19 protein-coding genes are annotated in these 19,443 nt (G+C 73.0%); 8 read left to right on the forward strand and 11 right to left on the reverse strand.

Going from position 1 to position 19,443, the window contains the following annotated elements:
• Window positions 1-34: 34 nt before the first annotated feature.
• From ASE25_RS14720 to ASE25_RS14730, 3 genes are all read right to left on the reverse strand, one after another.
• A complete protein-coding gene (locus ASE25_RS14720; RefSeq protein ID WP_020145018.1) occupies window positions 35-394 on the reverse strand; it encodes an NADH-quinone oxidoreductase subunit A in 360 nt (119 codons plus the stop codon).
• A 127-nt stretch (window positions 395-521) separates the two neighbouring features.
• Window positions 522-1,841 carry a geranylgeranyl reductase family protein gene (locus ASE25_RS14725; RefSeq protein ID WP_056826381.1) on the reverse strand — a complete coding sequence of 440 codons (1,320 nt, stop codon included), beginning with the start codon at window positions 1,839-1,841 and terminating at the stop codon, window positions 522-524.
• 118 nt (window positions 1,842-1,959) lie between these two features.
• Window positions 1,960-2,652, reverse strand: coding sequence for a demethylmenaquinone methyltransferase (locus ASE25_RS14730; protein WP_056826383.1), 693 nt, complete (start codon window positions 2,650-2,652; stop codon window positions 1,960-1,962).
• Window positions 2,653-2,746: 94 nt separating this feature from the next.
• On the opposite strand from ASE25_RS14730, the gene ASE25_RS14735 reads away from it, so the two are divergent.
• Together ASE25_RS14735 and menD are read left to right on the forward strand one after the other, a co-directional pair.
• Window positions 2,747-4,042 (forward strand): isochorismate synthase MenF, encoded by a 1,296-nt coding sequence (locus tag ASE25_RS14735; RefSeq protein ID WP_056781548.1) that lies wholly within the window; start codon window positions 2,747-2,749, stop codon window positions 4,040-4,042.
• Between the two features lie 11 nt (window positions 4,043-4,053).
• On the forward strand, window positions 4,054-5,928 hold the full coding sequence (menD, locus tag ASE25_RS23250) for a 2-succinyl-5-enolpyruvyl-6-hydroxy-3-cyclohexene-1-carboxylate synthase (RefSeq protein WP_056826385.1): 1,875 nt from the start codon (window positions 4,054-4,056) through the stop codon (window positions 5,926-5,928).
• Window positions 5,929-5,944: 16 nt separating this feature from the next.
• On the opposite strand, the gene ASE25_RS14745 is transcribed toward menD, so the two are convergent.
• From ASE25_RS14745 to ASE25_RS14760, 4 genes are all read right to left on the reverse strand, one after another.
• Complete coding sequence (locus ASE25_RS14745) at window positions 5,945-6,709, reverse strand: 3-keto-5-aminohexanoate cleavage protein (RefSeq protein ID WP_056826387.1); 765 nt, start codon at window positions 6,707-6,709, stop codon at window positions 5,945-5,947.
• Window positions 6,706-7,710: an o-succinylbenzoate synthase gene (locus ASE25_RS14750; protein ID WP_056826389.1), complete on the reverse strand. Its 1,005-nt coding sequence runs from the start codon at window positions 7,708-7,710 to the stop codon at window positions 6,706-6,708. Before ASE25_RS14750 ends, ASE25_RS14745 begins: the two co-directional genes overlap by 4 nt.
• Window positions 7,707-8,000 (reverse strand): hypothetical protein, encoded by a 294-nt coding sequence (locus ASE25_RS14755; RefSeq protein ID WP_056781560.1) that lies wholly within the window; start codon window positions 7,998-8,000, stop codon window positions 7,707-7,709. The genes ASE25_RS14750 and ASE25_RS14755 overlap by 4 nt, the downstream gene beginning before the upstream one ends.
• Before the next feature lie 135 nt (window positions 8,001-8,135).
• A complete protein-coding gene (locus tag ASE25_RS14760) occupies window positions 8,136-8,654 on the reverse strand; it encodes an NUDIX domain-containing protein (RefSeq protein WP_056781563.1) in 519 nt (172 codons plus the stop codon).
• A 35-nt stretch (window positions 8,655-8,689) separates the two neighbouring features.
• Between ASE25_RS14760 and ASE25_RS14765 the strand changes: the two genes are divergently transcribed.
• Window positions 8,690-9,649 (forward strand): 1,4-dihydroxy-2-naphthoyl-CoA synthase, encoded by a 960-nt coding sequence (locus ASE25_RS14765; protein WP_056781566.1) that lies wholly within the window; start codon window positions 8,690-8,692, stop codon window positions 9,647-9,649.
• 3 nt (window positions 9,650-9,652) lie between these two features.
• Here ASE25_RS14765 and ASE25_RS14770 read toward each other — a convergent pair whose 3' ends face one another.
• Entirely contained in the window at window positions 9,653-10,633 is a 981-nt protein-coding gene (locus tag ASE25_RS14770) for an alpha/beta hydrolase (RefSeq protein ID WP_082622892.1), read from the reverse strand.
• A 281-nt stretch (window positions 10,634-10,914) separates the two neighbouring features.
• Here ASE25_RS14770 and ASE25_RS14775 point away from each other — a divergent pair, with 281 nt between their 5' ends.
• From ASE25_RS14775 to ASE25_RS14795, 5 genes are all read left to right on the forward strand, one after another.
• Window positions 10,915-12,456 (forward strand): MFS transporter, encoded by a 1,542-nt coding sequence (locus ASE25_RS14775; protein WP_056826390.1) that lies wholly within the window; start codon window positions 10,915-10,917, stop codon window positions 12,454-12,456.
• Window positions 12,456-13,640, forward strand: coding sequence for an o-succinylbenzoate--CoA ligase (menE, locus tag ASE25_RS14780; RefSeq protein ID WP_056826392.1), 1,185 nt, complete (start codon window positions 12,456-12,458; stop codon window positions 13,638-13,640). Before ASE25_RS14775 ends, menE begins: the two co-directional genes overlap by 1 nt.
• An 11-nt stretch (window positions 13,641-13,651) precedes the next feature.
• Window positions 13,652-13,969 (forward strand): PLD nuclease N-terminal domain-containing protein, encoded by a 318-nt coding sequence (locus ASE25_RS14785; protein ID WP_056826394.1) that lies wholly within the window; start codon window positions 13,652-13,654, stop codon window positions 13,967-13,969.
• A gap of 19 nt (window positions 13,970-13,988) precedes the next feature.
• The gene (locus ASE25_RS14790; protein WP_056826396.1) at window positions 13,989-14,864 is read left to right on the forward strand and encodes a 1,4-dihydroxy-2-naphthoate polyprenyltransferase; all 876 of its coding nucleotides are present in this window, start codon (window positions 13,989-13,991) and stop codon (window positions 14,862-14,864) included.
• Between the two features lie 128 nt (window positions 14,865-14,992).
• Window positions 14,993-16,216 carry an NAD(P)/FAD-dependent oxidoreductase gene (locus tag ASE25_RS14795; RefSeq protein WP_056826399.1) on the forward strand — a complete coding sequence of 408 codons (1,224 nt, stop codon included), beginning with the start codon at window positions 14,993-14,995 and terminating at the stop codon, window positions 16,214-16,216.
• Between the two features lie 129 nt (window positions 16,217-16,345).
• Here ASE25_RS14795 and ASE25_RS14800 read toward each other — a convergent pair whose 3' ends face one another.
• The 3 genes from ASE25_RS14800 to ASE25_RS14810 are packed head-to-tail and all read right to left on the reverse strand — an operon-like array spanning window position 16,346 to window position 19,443.
• Window positions 16,346-16,672, reverse strand: coding sequence for a DUF4229 domain-containing protein (locus ASE25_RS14800; RefSeq protein ID WP_056773450.1), 327 nt, complete (start codon window positions 16,670-16,672; stop codon window positions 16,346-16,348).
• Window positions 16,673-16,684: 12 nt separating this feature from the next.
• Window positions 16,685-17,695, reverse strand: a complete 1,011-nt coding sequence (gene ccsB / locus ASE25_RS14805; RefSeq protein ID WP_056773453.1) for a c-type cytochrome biogenesis protein CcsB — start codon at window positions 17,693-17,695, stop codon at window positions 16,685-16,687.
• Window positions 17,692-19,443 (reverse strand): cytochrome c biogenesis protein ResB, encoded by a 1,752-nt coding sequence (locus ASE25_RS14810; protein WP_082622894.1) that lies wholly within the window; start codon window positions 19,441-19,443, stop codon window positions 17,692-17,694. The genes ccsB and ASE25_RS14810 overlap by 4 nt, the downstream gene beginning before the upstream one ends.

Genomic DNA, 19,443 nt, shown 5'->3' on the forward strand with positions numbered 1-19,443 from the left:
CCGCTGGTGCGGGTGCTCACGTTTGCAACGGGCGTCAGTCCCACTCGAGGCCGCCGCGACGCCAGACGTAGGCGTACGCGACGAACACCGTGAGGATGAACAGGACCATCTCGACCAGCGCGAAGAGGCCGAGCTTGTTGAAGGCCACCGCGAACGGGTAGAGGAAGACGGACTCGATGTCGAAGATGATGAAGAGCATCGCCGTCAGGTAGTACTTGATCGGCACGCGGCCACCACCGGCCGCCTGGGGCGTCGGCTGGATGCCGCACTCGTACGCCTCGAGCTTGGCGCGGTTGTAGCGCTTGGGCCCGACGACGAGCGAGGTGAAGACCGACAGCGCGGCGAACGCGAAGCCGAGCCCCAGCATGAACAGGATCGGGACGTAGGAGTTCATCCGAGGTCACGTGCCTTTCGGTCGTGCTTGACGTGCGAAGCAGGGGCGCAGGTGCGCGGCGCACCCATCCTAGGGGCGTCGGCATCGATTGTGCTCGGCGTCACAATGGCGCCGACGGGCGGGTGGCTCATGCGCTCGGAGCCAGCCGCGAGAGGGTGTTGATGAGGCGGTCGCTCGCGCCCTTGCTCGCGGGGTCGGCGAGGTTGGCCATGATCTTGAGCAGGAGCGGCATGAGCTTCCTGCGGGGCAGGCCGTACTTCGTCGCGAGCCGCATGACCTCGGGGTTGCCGATGGCGTGGGCGAACCAGCGACCGAGCGTGAAGTAGCCGCCCAGCTCGTCCTTCATGACCTTGGGGTATGCCGCGAGCACCCGTTCGCGCGCAGCGTCGCTCGGGCGCGCCATGGCCTGGGCGACGAGCTCCGCGCCGAGGCGCGCGGCCTCGAGGGCGTAGTCGATGCCCTCGCCGTTGAAGGGGTTGACCATGCCACCGGAGTCGCCGACGAGGAGCAGGCCGTCGGCGTAGAGCGGGGTGCGGTTGAAGCCCATCGGCAGCGCGGCGCCGCGGATCGGACCGGCCGACTCGTCGTGCTCGAGCTGCCACTCGGGATTGATGTCCTCGACCCAGCGACGCATGACGTCCTTGTAGTCGGTCTTCTGGAAGGCCGAGGTGGTGTCGAGCGTGCCGAGGCCGACGTTGGTGCGGCCGTCCTCGAGCGGGAAGAGCCAGCCGTAGCCGGGCATGAGGATGCGGTTGCCGTCGTCGTCGCGGCTCCACAGCTCGAGGTGGCTCTCGAGGTAGTCGTCGCGCTTCGGCGTCGTGTAGTAGGCGCGGACGGCCACACCCATGACGCGGTCCTCGCGCTTGGGTCGGCCGACCGCGGTGGCGAGGCGGCTCGAGACGCCGTCGCTCGCGACGACGACGGGCGCACGGTAGGAGACGGTCTCGCCCGTCGCGCGGCCGGCGTCGTCGAGGCGCTTGGCCGTGACGCCGGTGACGCGGCCCGAGGAGTCGCGGAGCGGGGTGGAGACGCTCGTGCGCTCGTGGAGGCGCGCGCCCCGGGCCTCGGCGTGGCGGGCCAGGGTCTCGTCGAGCTGGGCGCGGGTGCGGACCATGCCGTAGCCCGGGAAGGCGTCGGACTCGGGCCAGTCGAGCTGCAGCGTGTGGCCGCCACCCTTGATGCGCAGGCCCTTGGTGCGCTGCCACCCCGTCGTGTCGACGCCGAGGGAGATGAGCTCCTTGGTCGCGCGGGGGGTCAGGCCGTCGCCGCAGATCTTGTCGCGGGGGAAGGCCGACTTCTCGAGGAGGACGACGTCGAGACCGTGGTCGGCCAGGTAGGCCGCCGTCGCGCTGCCGCCCGGACCGGCGCCGACGACGATGACGTCGGCCCGCTCGACGGGTGCAGCACCAGACCCCGAGGGGCTGGGCGCGACGCTCGAACTGGTCATGTCTCCCTGCACGCTTCCGAACCGCTTGTGAAGAACTTCACGAACTAACTTCGGGAGTCTATTCCCGCGATTTCGCGCTTGTCAGATAAGGCATGCCTAACTCTCGACAAGCCGGCGGTCAGCGCTTGGTGCCGTGGTGCAGCGCGACGATGCCGCCGGTCAGGTTGGTCCAGCCGACCTGCTGCCAGCCGGCCGCCTCGACGACGCGGGCGAGCTCGCCCTGCGGCGGCCACGCGCGGATCGACTCGGCGAGGTAGACGTAGGAGTCGGGGTTGCTCGACGTGCGGCGGGCGACCGGCGGGAGCGCGCGCATGAGGTAGTTCGAGTAGACGGTGCGGAAGACCTTGTTGACCGGCTGGCTGAACTCGCAGACGAGGAGTCGGCCGCCCGGCTTGGTGACGCGGAGGAACTCGCGCAGCGCGGTCTCGGCATCGGCGACGTTGCGCAGCCCGAAGCTCATCGTCACGACGTCGAAGCTCTCGTCGGCGAACGGCAGGCTCATCGCGTCGGCGGCCGTGAAGGCCATGTCCGGGCGACGCCGGCGGCCGACCCGCAGCATGCCGAGCGAGAAGTCGGCCGGGACGATCTCGATCTCCTCGTTGGCCCACGGCTCGCTCGACGTGCCCGTGCCCGCCGCGATGTCGAGGATGCGCTCCCCCGGCTTGGCGTCGACTGCCTTGACGACGGCCCGGCGCCACAGCCGGTCCTGCCCGAGCGAGAGCACGTCGTTGGTCACGTCGTACTTCTCGGCGACGGTGTCGAACATCGACGCGACGTCGACCGGCTTCTTGTCCAGCTGCGCACGGGTCATGCGCTCATCCTCGCACCCACGACGGGTGTGGGTCGGGTCGCACCGGCGACCACGCGAGCAGGGTGGCTCGCGATCGGCCGTAGAGTTGCCACCGATGTCCACGCTTCCCGCCCCCGAAGCGCCGTCCCCCGCCGCGGGACCGACGGTCGTCGTCCGCACGGTGCCCCTCGAGGCCGCGGACCCATTGCTGGCCTACCTCCCGGCCGACGTCCCGCACGACGAGCTGCTCTCGTGGGTGCGCCGAGGCGAGGGCCTCGTCGGCTGGGGGTCGGCACTGTCGTTCGAGGCCAACGGCGACAGCCGTTTCCGCGAGGCCGAGGCCTGGTGGCGCGAGGTCAGCCGGCACGCCGTCGTGCGCGACGAGGTGGGCCGCCCGGGCACGGGTCTCGTGTGCTTCGGCTCCTTCCCCTTCGCCTCCGACTCCGCCGAGGCGGCCCGGCTCGTCGTCCCCTCGACGATCGTCGGCCGTCGGGACGGGCAGACCTGGCTCACGACGGTCTCTCTCGAACCGCAGCTCACGCTGCTCGAGAAGCCCTCTGTCGCAAGCGATCCCGAGCCTCCTCGTGACGTCGCCTTCGCCGACGGCCAGGTGTCCCCCGCCGACTACGCCCATGCGGTCGCCGACGCCGTCCAGCGCATCGGGGCGGGTGAGGTCGACAAGGTCGTCCTCGCCCGCGACCTCGTCGCGACGGCCTCCGGCCCCATTGACCCGCGCTGGCTGCTGCGTCGCCTCGCCGAGCGCTACGAGAACACGTGGGTCTTCTCGGTGGCCGGTCTCGTCGGAGCAACCCCCGAGCTGCTCGTGCGCCGCGACCAGGGACTCATCACCTCGCGTGTGCTGGCCGGCACGATCCGCCGCACCGGCGACGACGCCAAGGACCTCGCCCTCGCGGCCTCGCTCGCCCGCTCGTCGAAGGACCTCGAGGAGCACGAGTACGCCGTGCGCTCCGTCGCCGAGGCCCTCGCCCCGCACTGCTCGTCGATGAACGTGCCCGAGGCACCGTTCGTGCTGCACCTGCCCAACGTCATGCACCTCGCGACCGACGTCGCCGCCGTCAGCGCCGACGAGGCCTCGGCCCTGACGCTCGCCGCGTCGCTGCACCCCTCGGCCGCCGTCGGCGGGACCCCCACGGCCCGCGCGGTCGAGCTGATCGGGGAGCTCGAGCACATGGACCGGGGGCGCTACGCCGGCCCGGTGGGCTGGATGGACGCCAGTGGCGACGGCGCGTGGGGCATCGCCCTCCGCAGCGGCGCCATCGATCCCGGCAACCCGTCACAGATCACGCTGTATGCCGGGTGCGGCATCGTCGCGGGGTCCGACCCCGAGTCCGAGGTGGCCGAGTCCAACGCCAAGCTCATCCCGATGCGCGACGCGCTCGCGAGCGACTGATCGGGGCGACGGTGACCGCTCGTCTGAGTGCGCCTGAGATCGCGCTGCACGTGCTCCAGCAGCTGTGGCTCGGCGGGGTGCGCGACGTCGTGCTGGCCCCGGGGTCGCGATCGGCACCCTTCGCCCTCGCCCTCGACGCGGCCGACCGGGCCGGCGACCTGCGCCTGCACGTGCGCGTCGACGAGCGGTCCGCGGGCTTTCTCGCGCTCGGTCTCGCCACCGGGTCACGCCGACCGGTCGCCGTCGTCACGACGTCGGGCACGGCCGTCGGCAACCTGCTCCCGGCGGTCATGGAGGCGCACCACACGGGGCGCCGGCTGGTCGTCGTCAGTGCCGACCGGCCCGACCACCTGCGGGGCACGGGCGCCAACCAGACGACCGACCAGGCCGGCATCTTCGGCACCTTTGCGCCGTGCCACGACCTCACGGCGGCCACGCCCGACGACGAGCTGGCCGGCCTCGTGGCACAGGCGTGCTCGCGACCCGGACCGACCCAGCTCAACGTCCAGCTCGACGGTGACCTGCTGCCCTCGGACGCCGACCCAACGACGTGGTGGCAGCGCCCGGCCGAGGAGCCCTCTCCTCCCTCCCTCCCCACCTCGATCGACCACCACAACTCCGCCCCGGCGGACCTCGGACGCGACACCGGAGCCGAACCTCACGACAAGTCCGCACCGGCGGACCTCCGACGCGAGACCGGAGCCGAACCCCACGACAAGTCCGCCCCGGCGGACGTTGCGCGCGCGGGCCGGGCCGGACGAGGCGTCGAGCCGTCGGTGTCGGTGCCGACCGACGGCGAGGTGCTGCCGCTCGGGCCGCGCACCGTCGTCGTCGCCGGTGACGACGCCGGACCGGCCGCACGCCTGCTCGCCGAGGCGGCGGGCTGGCCGCTCGTCGCGGAGCCCACCTCTGGGGCGCGCATCGGCCGGCAGGCCCTGCGCACCGGGCGGCTGCTGCTCACCACCGACCTGCGCGGGGACGTCGAGCGCGTCGTCGTCGTCGGCCACCCGACCCTGTCCCGCCCCGTCACGAGCCTCATCAGCGACCCGCACGTCGAGGTCCTCTCCGTCCGAGGTCGTGACGGCGTGGCCACCGACCCGGGCCGGGTGGCGCGCGTGCTCGACGTCGTGCCACGGGTCGAGGCCGCCGACGCCCCGGCCTGGTTCGACGCCTGGCGTGGCGCCGACCAGCGACTCGGCGCCCTAATCGATGCGGGACTCGTTGCGCCCGAGGGAGATCCGTCACGAGCCCCCGGGGACGGCGGCCTGTCGCCACTCGCCGTCGCGGCTGTCGTGGGCGCCGCGGTCGCCGCCGACACGACGCTCGTCGTCGGCTCGTCGAACCCCGTCCGCGACCTCGATGTCATGGCCACACCGTGGACGCCGCTCGAGCACCGCTTCGTCGTCGGCAACCGTGGTCTCGCCGGCATCGACGGCATGGTCTCGACGGCCGTCGGCGTCGCCCTCGGTCGCCCACGAGCCGCGCGCAGCATCGCCTACCTCGGCGACCTGACCTTCCTTCACGACACGAACGGCCTGCTCACGGGTCGCGGTCAGCGGCGGCCCGACCTCACCTTCGTCGTGCTCAGCGACGACGGGGGCGCGATCTTCAGCACCCTCGAGCAGGGCGACCGCCGCTACGCGCGTGCCTTCGAACGCGTCTTCGCGACCCCGCACGGCACCGACCTCGAGGCCTTGTGCGCGGCGCACCACACGGCATACGAACGCGTCGACGACCTCGGCCGGCTTGCCGAGGCGCTCGCCGAGTCCCCTTCTGGCACCAGGGTCCTCGAGGTCCCCGTCTCGCGGGCCGACCGCCGGGCCGAGGCCGCCTGGCTGCGCGAGCTGGCTCAGCAGGTCGTGACCCACCGCGACGACCGCCGCTGACCGGACCGGCGTCGGGTCAGCCCGGGGCGTCGGGGACCGGCCACTGGGACGGCGTGCCCGGCTCGGACCGCACCGCTGCTGCGACGAGCTCGGCACTGTCACGCGCCTCCCGCCCGTCGGGCAGGTGGACGGTGTCCTCGAGGCCGATGCGCACGTCGTAGCCCGCAGCCTGCGCCCAGCGCAGCACCCGCCAGGTCCAGCGCCCCTCACCGTGCACGAGGACCGGCACCGGCGACATGCCGAGCGCCGCGAGGATGCGCTCGGCCGCCCACGGCCCGTCGGAGCCGGGGGTCACACCCGGGATGAGCTCGACGAGCACCCGCTCGACCTGCCAGGGCCAGTTCGTCCCCACGTAGCGGCTGGCCGCCATGGGCGTCCAGATCCCCGCCTCGACGCCGGATCCGTTGTCGCGCAGGGCTGCCGCGACGTCCACGGCGCCCTCCTCGTGCCAGTTCACGCTCGCGCAGTCCGGGCCGCCGAGGTCCGGCGACGGCCACTCCGACACGTGGGCGAGCTTGCGGCGGGCGCTGTCGACGATGCCGTCGCGGGTCGAGACGCTGATGCGGAGCCCCGGCGTCGCAGCCCGGATCGCGCTGACGGCGTCGACGACGTGCCGGGTCTCGAGCGTCTCGCGGCCGGACTCGTCACGCGGGTGCACGTGCACCATGACGGCACCCGCCGCCACGGCGTCGGCCGCGGCGCGGGCGAGCTCGTCGGGCGTCTGCGGCACCGTGCGATGCTGGCCGCGGGTGCGGTCACCGTTGAGGCAGGCCTGGATCATCGGGGGCTTCCCTCGGCGAGCACGGTGTGGCAGCGCACGAGCCGGTCACGCCACCACTGCTGCCGGTCAGGTGGAGCCGCGAGGTCCGCGAGCGCGTCGGGGTCGGCCACGGCACGACCGACCCCCAGGAGACCGCCCGACGGACGCCACGGGTCCGCCGAGACGTCGCGCTCGAAGAGACCCACCGTGCCGAGGCCGCACGCGTGGTCGAGCGACGGCAGCGCCGCGGCGAGGGCCACCCCCGCAGCGATGCCGACGCTCGTGTCGAGCGCCGACGACACGACGGCGGGCAGCCCGCAGGCCTCGACGACACCGAGCGCCGACGCCACGCCACCGAGGGGTGCGACCTTGACGACGACGAGGTCCGCGGCACCGAGCCGGGCCACACGGATCGGGTCCTCGGCCTTGCGGATCGACTCGTCGGCCGCGATGAGCACGTCGATCCCGTTGCGTGCCAAGGCGGTTCGCAGCTCGACGAGGTCCTCGACGCTGGCACAGGGCTGCTCGGCGTACTCGAGGTCGTATGCCGTGAGCCGCCGCAGCGCCTCCGTGGCGGTCGCGACGTCCCACCCTCCGTTGGCATCGACCCGGATGTGCGCCGACGGACCCATCGCGGACCGGACTGCCGCGACCCGGTCGATGTCGTCGTCGAGCGTCTGGCCACGCTCGGCGACCTTCACCTTCGCCGTCGTGCACCCGTCGAAGCGCGCCAGGACCTCCGGCACCCGGTCGGGGCCGACGGCCGGCACGGTCGCGTTGACCCCCACGGCGTCGCGCACGGGAGCGGGCCACACGGCATACGCCGCCTCGAGGACCGCGGACAGCCAGCGCGCGGACTCGCGATCGGCGTACTCGACGAAAGGGCTGAACTCACCCCAGCCCGAGGGCCCTTCGAGGAGCAGGGCCTCGCGCACGTCGACGCCGCGGAAGCGCACCCGCATCGGCAGGGCGACGACGTGGGCCCGGGCGAGGAGCTCGTCGGCAGGAGGCAGCGTCGTCATGCCTCCATCATCACCGACGGCGCTTGGCGGGCGGGGAAGGCCTCGTGCCGGTCCTGCGTCGGGTCGGGCTGCGCCGGGACCGGCTGCGTCGGGGCGTGGTCGTCGTGCGGGAGCCCGCGGTCGTGGGAGCGACGGGCCCGACTGCCACAGGCGTGGCCGCGGGTGCGGCCGGCGGCGTGAGGGAGCACCCAGAGGAGCCCGAAGAGCCACCAGAGGCCGTGACCGGACGCACCGAGCGCGACGGCGATGAGCACGACTCCGGCGATGATGAGGTTGCGTGGCGAGAACACGTCGGTCTCCTCCGTCCGCGGGACCGGTCGGCCCCGTACTCCCTCGACGGTAGGCCTGCGAAGCCCGCCGGACCCGGTCCCTCTGTCAGCGCCTCCCCCTGACAGATGTCACCTCCGCCGGCCGGGACGGGGCGCTCACTCGACTGGGGCGGGGCGCTCACCTGAGTGGGAGAGGGGGCCGAGGACGACGTCGCGCGGGTCGTCGACGGCCACGGCGATGCGGTCGCGGAAGACCTGGCGCATCTGCGGGAGGGCGTCGAGGGGGAAGAACCGCGCGTCGGTCGACTCGTCGTCACCCGGTCGGGGCTCGCCCGAGACCCAGCGACACCGGAAGGTGTGGTCGAGGTACTGCCCGAGGTCGCCGTTGACGTGCGTCACGACGCCGCTCGCCGAGACCCAGACGAGCCGCTCGACCTCGGCGACGACGCACGCCTCCTCCTCGACCTCCCGGACGGCGGTGACGTGCGGGTCCTCGCCGGGGTCGACGATGCCGGTGACCGGCGTCCACGCGCCGTTGTCCGAGCGCTTGACGAGCAGCACCTCGTCGGCGCCGTCAGCGCTCGTGCGGAGCACGACCGCCGTGACCCCGGGCATCCAGAGCAGCTCCGTGCCGACCATGGTGCGCAGGTGGGAGACGTAGGGAGGGATCGGCATACGGCCGACCCTAACCCCGCCGATAGGGTCGGTCCGTGAGCAGCGAGCCGGGCCAGAGCGCCGTGTCCGAGACCTTCGACCCGAGTGAGTGGGCACCCGTCGAGGGCTTCGACCTGACCGACATCACCTACCACCGGCGCCGGCCCGTGGCCGGACGCCCGCACGCGGAGTCGGGGGTCGTGCGCATCGCCTTCGACCGGCCCGAGGTGCTCAACGCCTTCCGCCCGCACACCGTCGACGAGCTCTACCGCGCGCTCGACCACGCCCGCATGACGCCCGACGTCGGCGTCGTCCTGCTCACCGGCAACGGCCCGAGCCCCAAGGACGGCAAATGGGCCTTCTGCTCGGGCGGCGACCAGCGCATCCGCGGGCGCTCCGGCTACCAGTACGCCGAGGGCGAGACAGCCGACACCGTCGACGCGGCCCGCACGAAGGCCCAGGGCGGGCGACTCCACATCCTCGAGGTGCAGCGGCTCATCCGCACCATGCCCAAGGTCGTCATCGCCGTCGTGAACGGCTGGGCGGCCGGCGGCGGGCACTCCCTCCACGTCGTGTGCGACCTGACGATCGCGAGCCGAGAGCAGGCCCGCTTCAAGCAGACCGACGCCGACGTCGGCTCGTTCGACGCCGGCTACGGCAGCGCCTACCTCGCCAAGATGGTCGGCCAGAAGTTCGCCCGCGAGATCTTCTTCCTCGGGCGCACCTACTCCGCCGAGGACATGCAGCGGATGGGCGCCGTCAACATCGTCGCCGACCACGCCGACCTCGAGCGCGAGGCCCTGCAGGTCGCGACGGAGATCATGGGCAAGAGCCCGCAGGCGCAGCGGATGCTCAAGTTCGCCTTCAACCTCACCGACGACGGGCTCATGGGCCAGCAGGTCTTCGCCGGCGAGGCGACGCGCCTGGCCTACATGACCGACGAGGCCGTGGAGGGCCGCGACCAGTTCCTCGAGAAGCGCGAGCCCGACTGGTCGCCCTTCCCCTGGTACTTCTGACGCTCAGGGCCCGTCGACCAGGGCGACGGTGGCGGCCACGATCTGGCGCTGCGCCTCGGCCCGGCTGACCGTCGGGGTGCCGTCGCCGGGCTGGTCGCCGTAGTCACCGAAGTAGGAGTGCACGGCCCCCGTGACGGCGGTGTATGCCGTGTCGCCGGGCAGGAGCGGCCGGCTGGCCGCGATGTCGGCGGGCGTCGTGAAGCCGTCGCGGGTGCCGCTCACCGATGCGACGGCGAGGTCGGTGCGCTCGGCCATGGAGTCGACCGGATAGGACGCCCAGAGCACGAGTCCCTTGACGACGCCAGGGTGGTCGTGGGCGAACCCGGCCGCGACGACGCCGCCGAGGCTGTGCCCGGCGATCGTCCACGACGTCACCTCGGGATGACGGTCGATGAAGGCGTGGGGCGCCGTCGTGGCAAGGAAGCCGATGCCGAACGGCTGCTTGACGATGAAGACGATGACGCCCTGCCGGCTCACCTCCGACAGCATCGGCACGTAGGCGCGCGGGTCGACGCGGGCGCCGGGCTGGAAGATCAGGCCGCGGGTCGGCGTGCCGCTCGTCGGCGCGATGACGATGTGGGCCGGCGCGTCCATGACGCGGACGTCGGCGCTGCCGGACATCGCGGCCACGGCCTCGGGGGTCGCCCCGAAGGGCCGCAGCCAGACGAGCGCCCCGAGCACGACGACCGTGACCAGGACCCCGGCCACCCGGCCGACGACACGGAGCACCGGTCGCGCGGTCCGACGTCGCGGGTCCGGCTCCGAGCGGTCCCGCACGAGGAGCACGACGCCGATGAGACCGCTCGCCGCGAGCGCGATGACCTGGGCCGGGTTGCCGGCCAGCAGGACGGAGTGGTCGAGCAGGAAGAGCACGAGCGGCACGACGAGCCAGAGGACCCCGAGCACGACGGTGAACCGCGCGCGAGGGCGCCGTCGGGCCCCGGCCCCGGTCCCCGCCAGTCCCTCGTCCGGCACGGTCGTCACGTGCTGAGGGTAACCACGCCGGCGGGCCCAGCGGCGGCGTGGACGCCGGCATTCCGGAGGACGGACGTCCCGGCCGCGGCGAAGCCGGTGTCGGTCGCCCGCCGGCCCGCGGGACAGGGCAGGATGTTGGAGTGGAACCGAGCGACGACCGCCGCGCCAGCCCTGGCCGTCGTGCGCCCAGTTCCGCGCCACGTGGTCGCGCCGCAGCAGGCGCCCCGCACGGGACCGACGGATCGGCCGCACCCCCTCCCGCTCCCCCTCCCGTACCCGAGACCCCGGACGTGCCCGAGGGCGGCCGGCCCGCGGACTTCCGCCAGCCACCGCGCACGACCGCGGCCAACGCGACGCGCGCCGTCGGGCGCGGGCTCGGACGGGCCGCCACCGGCACCGCTCGCCTGACCGCACGCTCGGGTCGCTTCGCTGCCGCCAAGGCGCATGCGTACACCCACTCCGGCGGAGCCGGCGAGAGCGGTCTGGCCCGGATGACCGAGCTGCACGCGAGCCACACCGCGGGCGACACGATCATGACGCTGGCCCTGGCCGGCACCCTCTTCTTCAACCCGCAGACGGCCCAGGCCCGCGGCGACGTCGCGACGTTCCTGCTGCTCACGATGGTGCCCTTCGTCCTCGTCGCGCCGCTCATCGGGCCGCTCCTCGACCGCTTCTCGCACGGCCGGCGCTGGGCCATCGGCACGACGCTCGCCGTGCGGGCCTTCCTCTGCTGGGTGCTCGCCGAGGCCATCACCCACGACAGCAGCTGGCTCTTCCCCGCCGCGCTCGGGTGCCTCGTCGCCTCCCGGGCCTACACCATCACGCGCGCGGCAGCCGTCCCGCGGCTCCTGCCGCCGGGCACGACCCTCGTCAAGGCGAACTCCCGCGTCTCGATGGCCGGAGTCGTCGGCGCGGTCATCGGGGGCGCCCTGGGCGGGGTGGCGATGCTCGCCGGACCGTCCTGGGCCCTCCGCGTCGGCTTCGTCGTCTTCGTCGTCGCCACCGTCCAGGCGATCCGCCTCCCGGCGCGTGTCGACAGCTCGCTCGGCGAGGTCTCCATCGAGGACACGACCCCGATCCCGGTACGAGGCGCGCACGACGACGCGAGCGCACCCGGGGCCGGCTCGCTCCGCGGCACCCGGCGCGGCTGGGGCGACGACCCGGCCCGGCGGCATACGCCCTCGGACGGCGACGCGCTCACCGTCGACTCGCTGGGACCCCTCGGCCGCTTCCGCCGGCGCAAGCAGGCGATCCCCTGGCCGGTGATGCACGCCATGTGGTCGACGGGTGGCACCCGCGTGCTCACCGGCTTCCTCATCCTCTTCATGGCGTTCCTCGCCAAGGAGCACCCCATCGACGGCATCCGCGGCGAGCTCGTCCTCGCATTCATCGCGGTCGCCATCGGGGTCGGCAACGGCATGGGCAGCGTCGTCGGCAACGTCGTGCGCGACCAGCGGCCCGAGCGCATCGCCATGGTGTCGGTCCTCGCCGCGACGGTCTGCTGCGTCGCGACGGGCATCTGGTACGGCGTGTGGACGCTCGTCGTGCTCGGCTTCGTCCAGGGCATGTCGGCGCAGCTGTCCAAGCTGGGCTTCGACGCGCTCGTGCAGCGCGAGGTCCCCGAGAACGTCCGCACGTCGGTCTTCGCCTGGTCCGAGACGATGCTCCAGGTGCTGTGGGTCGTCGGCGGCACCCTCGGCATCGTGCTCCCGCTCAACCCCTACGTCGGCTTCCCCGTCTGCGCGGTCGCGCTCGTCTGGACCGTCGCCATGGCCGCGCGCCAGCGCCGGCGCGCCGCCCCCACCGCACCCCCGAGAGCGAGACGTGCCTGATGGCCGCGCCGTCCCCCCGCCCGCTGGCGGTCCCCGCCGGACCCGCCGTCCTCGACGTCCTGCCTGCCCTCGAGGCGGCCCTGACCGGCCGCTCCCCCGTGCTGCCGTATGCCGCCGACACCCCGCCGCCGACCGTGCCGTCCCACGACCCGGCCGAGCTCCCCGACGGTCTCGCGGTCGCGATCGGCACGTCGGGCTCGACCGGCCGGCCCAAGCGCGCGCTGCTGACGGCGGACGCCCTCGAGCGGTCGGCGTGGGCCACCCACCAGGTGCTCGGCGGCAGTGGCGCGTGGCTGCTCGCCATGCCGGCCCACCACGTGGCGGGGCTCCAGGTCCTGCTCCGGTCGCTCGCCTCGGGCGTGACGCCGGAGGTGCTCGACCTGCGCGACGGCTTCTCGGTCGCGGGCTTCGCGGAGGCCGCGGCCCTGGTGCGGCCCACGAGCGCGGCGCCCCGGCGCTACACCGCGCTCGTGCCGACGCAGCTGTCCCGTCTCGTCGACGACCCCGTCGGGCTCGACGCCCTGCGCACCTTCGACGGGGTGCTCGTCGGCGGCGCGGCCACGCCGCCCGCCCTCGTCGAGCGCTGCCGCTCGCTGGGCGTCGCGCTGAGCCTGACGTACGGCATGAGCGAGACGGCCGGCGGCTGCGTCTACGACGGCATCCCGCTGCCCGTCAGCAGGGTCCACGTCGACAACGACCGGCACGTCGTGCTCGGCGGCGACACCGTCGCGCACGGCTACCTCGGCGAGGCACGCCTCAGCCGTGACGCCTTCGCCGTCGACCCCGACGGCGTCCGGTGGTTCCGCACCGACGACCTCGGCCACTTCGACGACGACGGTCTGCTCGTCATCGACGGCCGCGCCGACGACGTCATCAACACCGGGGGCCTCAAGATCAACCCGGGAGTCGTCGAGGACGCCATGACCCGGCACCTCGACGACGTGCTCGACGTCGTCGTGCTCGGCCTCCCCGACCCCGAGTGGGGCGAGGCCGTCTGTGCCGCAGTGACGCTCGTCGACCCGACCGGCCACCTGACGACGCGCGCCGTCCGCGAGAGGCTGCGCGGCATCCTCCCCGACGCGGCGCTGCCGCGACGGGTCCTCGTGCTCGCCGAGATCCCCCAGCGCGGGCCCGGCAAACCCGATCGGGCCGCCATCCGACGCGCCGTGCAGGGCCTCGGCTGAGCGGTGGCAAGATGGGGGTGTCCCACCCGTCGCCGAAGGAGGTCGCCGTGCTGCGCGTCGTGCTGATCGCCCTCGTCGTCTTCGCCACGATCTACGCGCTGGTCGACTGCCTCCAGACCGATCGTCGGCTCGTGCGGATCATGCCCAAGACCGTCTGGCTGATCGCGGTGCTCGTGCCCGTGCTCGGCCCGGTCTTCTGGCTCGTCGCCGGGCGCAGCGACGCCCGGGGCGGCCCCGGTCCCGCGTCGCGCGGGCCCGGCCGCCGGCCGCCCGGGCCCCGAGGCCCGATGGGCCCCGACGACGACCCCGACTTCCTCCGCAAGCTGTAGAAGGACCCTCCGGAACTCCATGGCCACCCTGTCCCAGTGGATCGAGGGCGCTCGCCCCCGCACGCTGCCCGCCGCCGTCTCGCCCATCCTCGTCGGCACTGGTGCCGCCTACCAGACCGGTCACGTCGTCTGGGCGTACGCCGTCCTCGCCCTCGTCGTCGCCCTGGCCCTGCAGGTCGGGGTCAACTTCGCCAACGACTACTCCGACGGCATCCGCGGCACCGATGAGGTGCGCGTCGGGCCGGTGCGGCTCGTGGGCCAGCGGCTCGCCGCACCCCGCTCGGTCAAGATCGCGGCCTTCGCGTGCTTCTTCTTCGCCGCGCTCATGGGACTCGCGCTCGTCGGGCTGTCGGAGCTGTGGATCATGATCCCGATCGGCGCGGCCGCCATCGTCGCGGCCTGGTACTACACCGGCGGCACGCGGCCCTACGGCTATCTCGGCCTCGGCGAGGTCTTCGTCTTCGTCTTCTTCGGGCTCGTCGCGACCCTCGGCACCATGGCGACGATGACGCCGCCCACCGCCGCCGGCTGGTGGGGCGCCATCGGCGTCGGGTCGCTCGCCTCGGCGATCCTCGTCGCCAACAACCTGCGCGACATCCCGACCGACCGCGAGCACGGCAAGCGCACGCTCGCCGTGCGGATGGGCGAGTCAGGGACCCGGGCCTTCTACGTCGCGCTGATCGCCGTCGCCTTCGTCATGACGGGCCTCGCCTCGCTCACCTCGCCGTGGGCCCTGCTCGCGCTCCTCGCGGCGCCGCTCGTCGTGCGGCCGATGCAGGCCGTCGTCGGGCGCGCCACGGGGCCCGGCCTCATCCCGGCCCTGGCCGGCACGGGGCAGTTCCAGCTCGCCTGGTCGCTGCTGCTCGCCGTCGGCCTGGCGCTCGGCCGCGTCTGAGCCGGTGAACCGCCCAGCCGCTGAGCCGCTGCGCCGCAGCGGGTCGAGGTGATCCCTCGCGACCGGGCGCGACGGCATACCTCGGCATTCGGCTGACGGGAGCCACGTCCCGGTGCCACCGTGGACGCGTGTCCGAGGAGATCGACGTCGTCGTCATCGGGGCCGGGCAGGCGGGCCTCGCGACGAGCCACGAGCTCGACCAGCGCGGCGTCGAGCACGTCGTCCTCGAGGCGAGCGTGCCCGGGTCGTCGTGGCTCGGCCGGTGGGACAGCTTCACCCTCGTCGGCCCCAACCACACCGTCCGCCTGCCGGGCGCCGCCTATGCCGGCGACGACCCCGGCGGCTTCATGACCCGCACGGAGGTGGCCGGGCACCTGCAGGCGTATGCCGGCCGGCTCGGTCGGGTGCGCGAGGGGGTCCCCGTGCACGGGCTCTGGAGACGCGACGGCGCGTTCGAGCTGCGCACCGACGACGACACGATCCGCAGCCGCATCGTCGTCGTGGCGACAGGCGCCTACCAGCAGCCACTCCGACCGGCAGCGGTCGCCGGTCTCTCGCCGGACGTGCCGTGCATCGACGTGCTCGGCTACCGGAACCCGGGCGCGCTGCCCGACGGCGCGGTGCTCGTCGTGGGCAGCGGACAGAGCGCGTGCCAGATCGCCGAGGAGCTCGCGCTGTCGGGGCGGGACGTCGTCATGGCGTGCGGCAGGGCGCCGTGGTTCCTGCGGCGGGTCGGCGGCCGCGACCTCTTCGAGTGGCTGATGGACTCGAGCTTCTACGAGCAGACGCCCGACCAGCTACCGAGCCCGGCGGCGCGGCACGGCGCCAACGTCCAGGCGAGCGGCGCCGGCGGCGGTCACGACCTGCACTACCGGACGCTCGCCGCGCTCGCGGTGCGCCTCGTGGGACACCTCGTCGACATCGACGGCCACACGGCGCGCTTCGCGCCCGACCTGCCCGAGGTCATCGCCGCCGGCGACGCCGGGTTCGGGTTCGTGCGCGACACCATCGTCGCTGGGTGCCGGGAGCGCGGGATGCCGGCACCCGAGATCCCGGAGCCGGGCCCTCTCGACACGTCGGCGCCCACCGAGCTCGACCTGCGGGGCTTCGGAGCGGTCGTCGTGGCCACGGGCTTCCGCTCGCGCTACACCGAGTGGGTCGACGTCCCCGGGCTCGTCGACGAGCAGGGGTTCCCCGTGCACGTCGACGGCGAGAGCGTCGTGGCCCCCGACCTGCACTTCGTCGGCGTCCACTTCCTGCGCCGGCGCCGCTCGTCCCTGCTCTTCGGCGTCGGGGACGACGCCACGGCCACGGCCACCCGCATCGCCACCCGGCCCGGCCTCCCCACCTGACCCACCCCGCCCACTCGAGTGAGCGCCCCGTCCCACTCGACTGAGCGCTCCGTCACACGATCGTGGGACCGGTGTGACGGCGTACTCACTCGACTGTGGTTGGGCGCTCACTCGAGTGGATGTCGGCGCTCAGCGGTCGGCGTTGCGGGGGTCCTCGGTGGCCGCGGCACCCGTGGTGTCGGCGTCGCGGAGCGGGCGCTCGTCCTCGAGGTCCTCGGCGAACTCGTCGCTCGTCGGGTCGACCGCGTGCTTCGCCTCGAGCTTGGCCTCGTGGCGCTCGACGAGCTTGGCCGTGATCTCGTCGCGCATGCCGCGCAGCAGGATGTAGGACGCGGCCGCCGAGGCGATCGCCGAGGCACCGAGCAGGAGCACGGGGTTGTTGCGCAGGCCGATGAGCCAGAAGAGGAAGAGGAACCCGAAGAAGATGAGGATGCGGAGCAGGGAGTAACGGACCATGTCAGATCACCGTCACATGCCCGAGTAGTTGTGCATGCCCACGAAGGTCGAGACGAGGTTGACCAGCGTGAAGTTGATGATGACGGCGACGTAGCCCGCGAGCGCGATGTACATCGACTTGCGGTGGTCGACGCCGGCCGTCGCGCGGCCGTGCATGTAGGCGGCGTAGACCGTCCAGATGACGAAGGTCCAGACCTCCTTGGGGTCCCACTGCCAGTAGGCGCCCCAGGCCTGCTTGGCCCAGATGGCTCCCGCGATGAGCGTGAACGTCCAGAGGATGAAGGCCACCATGTTGAGGCTGTATGCCGTCCGCTCGAGCGAGGCGGACGACGGCAGCGACTCGATGAAGTTCGGCTTGGCCGGCGGCTTCTCCTCACGGCGCAGGCGCACGAGGTAGAGCAGGCCGACCGCGAAGGCCAGCGTGAAGAAGGCGACGGCGAGGAAGGCCACGGAGACGTGGATGCCGAGCCAGTAGGACTTGAGGGCCGGCATGAGCTCGCCGGCCTCGGTGTAGAGCACCGTCAGGGCGAGACCGAGGACGAGGAGGATGGGCGTGACGATGAAGACGCCGAGCCACTGCCAGTTGTTGCGCTTGGCGAGCACGCTGTAGGCGGCACCGACCGCCGCCGTGGCGGCCGTCGCGAACTCGAACATGTTGCCCCACGGCGGGCGGCCCACGGCGAGGCCGCGCATGAGCACCGACGCGACGAGCAGCGCCGACGCGAGGTAGGTGAGCATCAGGGCGATGCTGCCCCGCTGGCGGCTCTTGAGGCTCTCCTCGAAACCCGGTCCGGCAGCGTACGGCGTTGCCGGACGTCGCTCGGCCGGGGTCGGGGCGCCGGCACCGACGAGGACGCCCTCGCGCTCGTTGGCGGCGACCTCGGCACGGGACTCGGCGACGGCCTTCGAGTCGGCCACCTTCGGTGCTCGCGCGGCCAGGTGCCAGGTGAAGGCGAGCATGGCGAGCGTGTAGACGATCATCGACGCGTAGAGCGCGGCGTTGGCGTTGGCTGCGAGGTTCACGAGCGGTCGGTCCGTTCTGCAAGGCGGTCGTGCACGCCGGTCGTGATCGCGGAGACGATCGCGGCGAGCCCGGGGTCGGAGTCCTTCGAGAGGCCACCGATGGTGACCACGGTAGCCGGTCGCCCGTCGGCGCCGGCAGGGCTGTCGAGCGTGCCGCCGTCGGGGCCGTCGCCCGTGGTGGCGGGGGCCGGCCGCACGCGGACGAAGACGCGGCGGCGCTTGATCGTGAGCCCGAGGATCAGGCCGAGCGTCGCGAGGATCGCGCAGACGAGGCTGATCGGGGCGCCGGGGTCGGTGCGCACGGACAGGCCGGCGAAGCGCTTGACGCTGTCGAAGGTGATCGAGCCGCGGTCGCCCGGGAGCTGGTAGGTCTGGCCGGGCTTGAGGCGGATCAGCGCGGGCGAGCCGTCGGCCTTGGTGACCTGCTTCATCTCGTCGGTGTTGAGCGTGTAGACCGACTGCGGCGCGCCACCCGGGAAGAGGTTGCCCTCCCAGACCGAGAGCGCCACCTCGGGGTTGTTGGTGTCGGGGAAGATCGACACCGGCCCGTTGGTGAAGCTCGGCTCGGCGGTCGGCAGGAAGAAGCCGGTGAAGCCGAGCTGCTTCGGCGAGGCCGACGGCACCTTGATGACGCCGACCGAGCGGTAGTTGCCGTCCTGCGGCAGGAACGGCGTCGCCTCGCGGTAGAGCACGGAGCCCTTGGCGTCCTTGACCGTGATGACGGGCGTGTAGCCGTTGCCGAGCAGGAAGATGTCGGCGCCGTCGACGGTGATCGGGTGGTTGACCGAGACGTTCTCGCTGCTCTTCGGGGCGCCGGGCGAGCTCTGCAGCGTCGTCTGCGCGTCGAAGAGGCGCGGCGTGCCGAACGAGCGGCCGGGCGTCTCGTTGAACTCGACGTGGAGCTTGTCGAGCGAGAGGACGAAGGGCGGCAGCGTCTCGGTGTCGACCCACGGGCCGGGCGAGATCGTGTTGTAGGTGCCCGCGGACGACGCGAACTTGTCGCCCTCGGCGAGGATGATGTCGCCGCGCCAGCCGAGCAGGTGGCCGACCGCCATGCCGATGATGATGCCGGTCAGGGCCAGGTGGAAGAGCAGGTTGCCGGTCTCGCGGAGGTAGCCGGACTCGGCGGAGACGCTCGTCGCGTCGTGCGAGTGCAGCCGGAACCGCTTGCGCTTCAACACGGCCCGCGCAGCCGAAAGCGCCTCGTCGGGCGAGAGGGTCGTCGTGATCTCGGCGTGCTCGTCGAGACGCTTGAGCCGGGCGGGGGCGCGCGGCGGCCGCGAGCGCAGGGCCGACAGGTGCACCTTCGTGCGCGGCACGATGCAGCCGACGAGGGAGACGAAGAGCAGCAGGTAGATCGCCGAGAACCACGGCGACGCGTAGACGTCGAAGAAGCCGAGCTTGTCGAGCCACGGCGAGCTCGTCGGGTTCTGGGCGATGTAGTCGGCGACCCGGCCGGCGTCGATGTTGCGTTGCGGGAAGATCGAGCCCGGGACGGCGGCGATGGAGAGCAGCAGGAGCAGGAAGAGCGCCGTGCGCATGCTCGTCAGCTGGCGCCAGCCCCAGCGGAGCATCCCGATCGCGCCGAGGGTGGGAAGCGTCGGCTCCTGGCGGTCGGGACGCATCCCCGTGCGTATGCCGTCGCTGGGCGTCGCGCCGGCCGTGGCCTTCCGGGTTGCGGCCGCGTCGACGGACGTGTCGGCCGTGGCGGTGGCCTCGCCGGTGGTGGGGTCGGTGTCGGTGCTCAT

The sequence above is a fragment of the Terrabacter sp. Root85 genome, from assembly GCF_001429185.1.
GTDB lineage: Bacteria > Actinomycetota > Actinomycetes > Actinomycetales > Dermatophilaceae > Terrabacter.

Bases quoted from the DNA above. Each gene is read 5' to 3' on its own strand.
- ASE25_RS14720 (WP_020145018.1), bottom strand. From the start codon at position 394: ATGAACTCCTACGTCCCGATCCTGTTCATGCTGGGGCTCGGCTTCGCG.
- ASE25_RS14725 (WP_056826381.1), bottom strand. From the start codon at position 1,841: ATGACCAGTTCGAGCGTCGCGCCCAGCCCCTCGGGGTCTGGTGCTGCA.
- ASE25_RS14730 (WP_056826383.1), bottom strand. From the start codon at position 2,652: ATGACCCGTGCGCAGCTGGACAAGAAGCCGGTCGACGTCGCGTCGATG.
- ASE25_RS14735 (WP_056781548.1), top strand. From the start codon at position 2,747: ATGTCCACGCTTCCCGCCCCCGAAGCGCCGTCCCCCGCCGCGGGACCG.
- ASE25_RS14745 (WP_056826387.1), bottom strand. From the start codon at position 6,709: ATGATCCAGGCCTGCCTCAACGGTGACCGCACCCGCGGCCAGCATCGC.
- ASE25_RS14750 (WP_056826389.1), bottom strand. From the start codon at position 7,710: ATGACGACGCTGCCTCCTGCCGACGAGCTCCTCGCCCGGGCCCACGTC.
- ASE25_RS14760 (WP_056781563.1), bottom strand. From the start codon at position 8,654: ATGCCGATCCCTCCCTACGTCTCCCACCTGCGCACCATGGTCGGCACG.
- menE (WP_056826392.1), top strand. From the start codon at position 12,456: ATGGCCGCGCCGTCCCCCCGCCCGCTGGCGGTCCCCGCCGGACCCGCC.
- ASE25_RS14785 (WP_056826394.1), top strand. From the start codon at position 13,652: ATGGGGGTGTCCCACCCGTCGCCGAAGGAGGTCGCCGTGCTGCGCGTC.
- ASE25_RS14790 (WP_056826396.1), top strand. From the start codon at position 13,989: ATGGCCACCCTGTCCCAGTGGATCGAGGGCGCTCGCCCCCGCACGCTG.
- ASE25_RS14800 (WP_056773450.1), bottom strand. From the start codon at position 16,672: ATGGTCCGTTACTCCCTGCTCCGCATCCTCATCTTCTTCGGGTTCCTC.
- ASE25_RS14810 (WP_082622894.1), bottom strand. From the start codon at position 19,443: ATGAGCACCGACACCGACCCCACCACCGGCGAGGCCACCGCCACGGCC.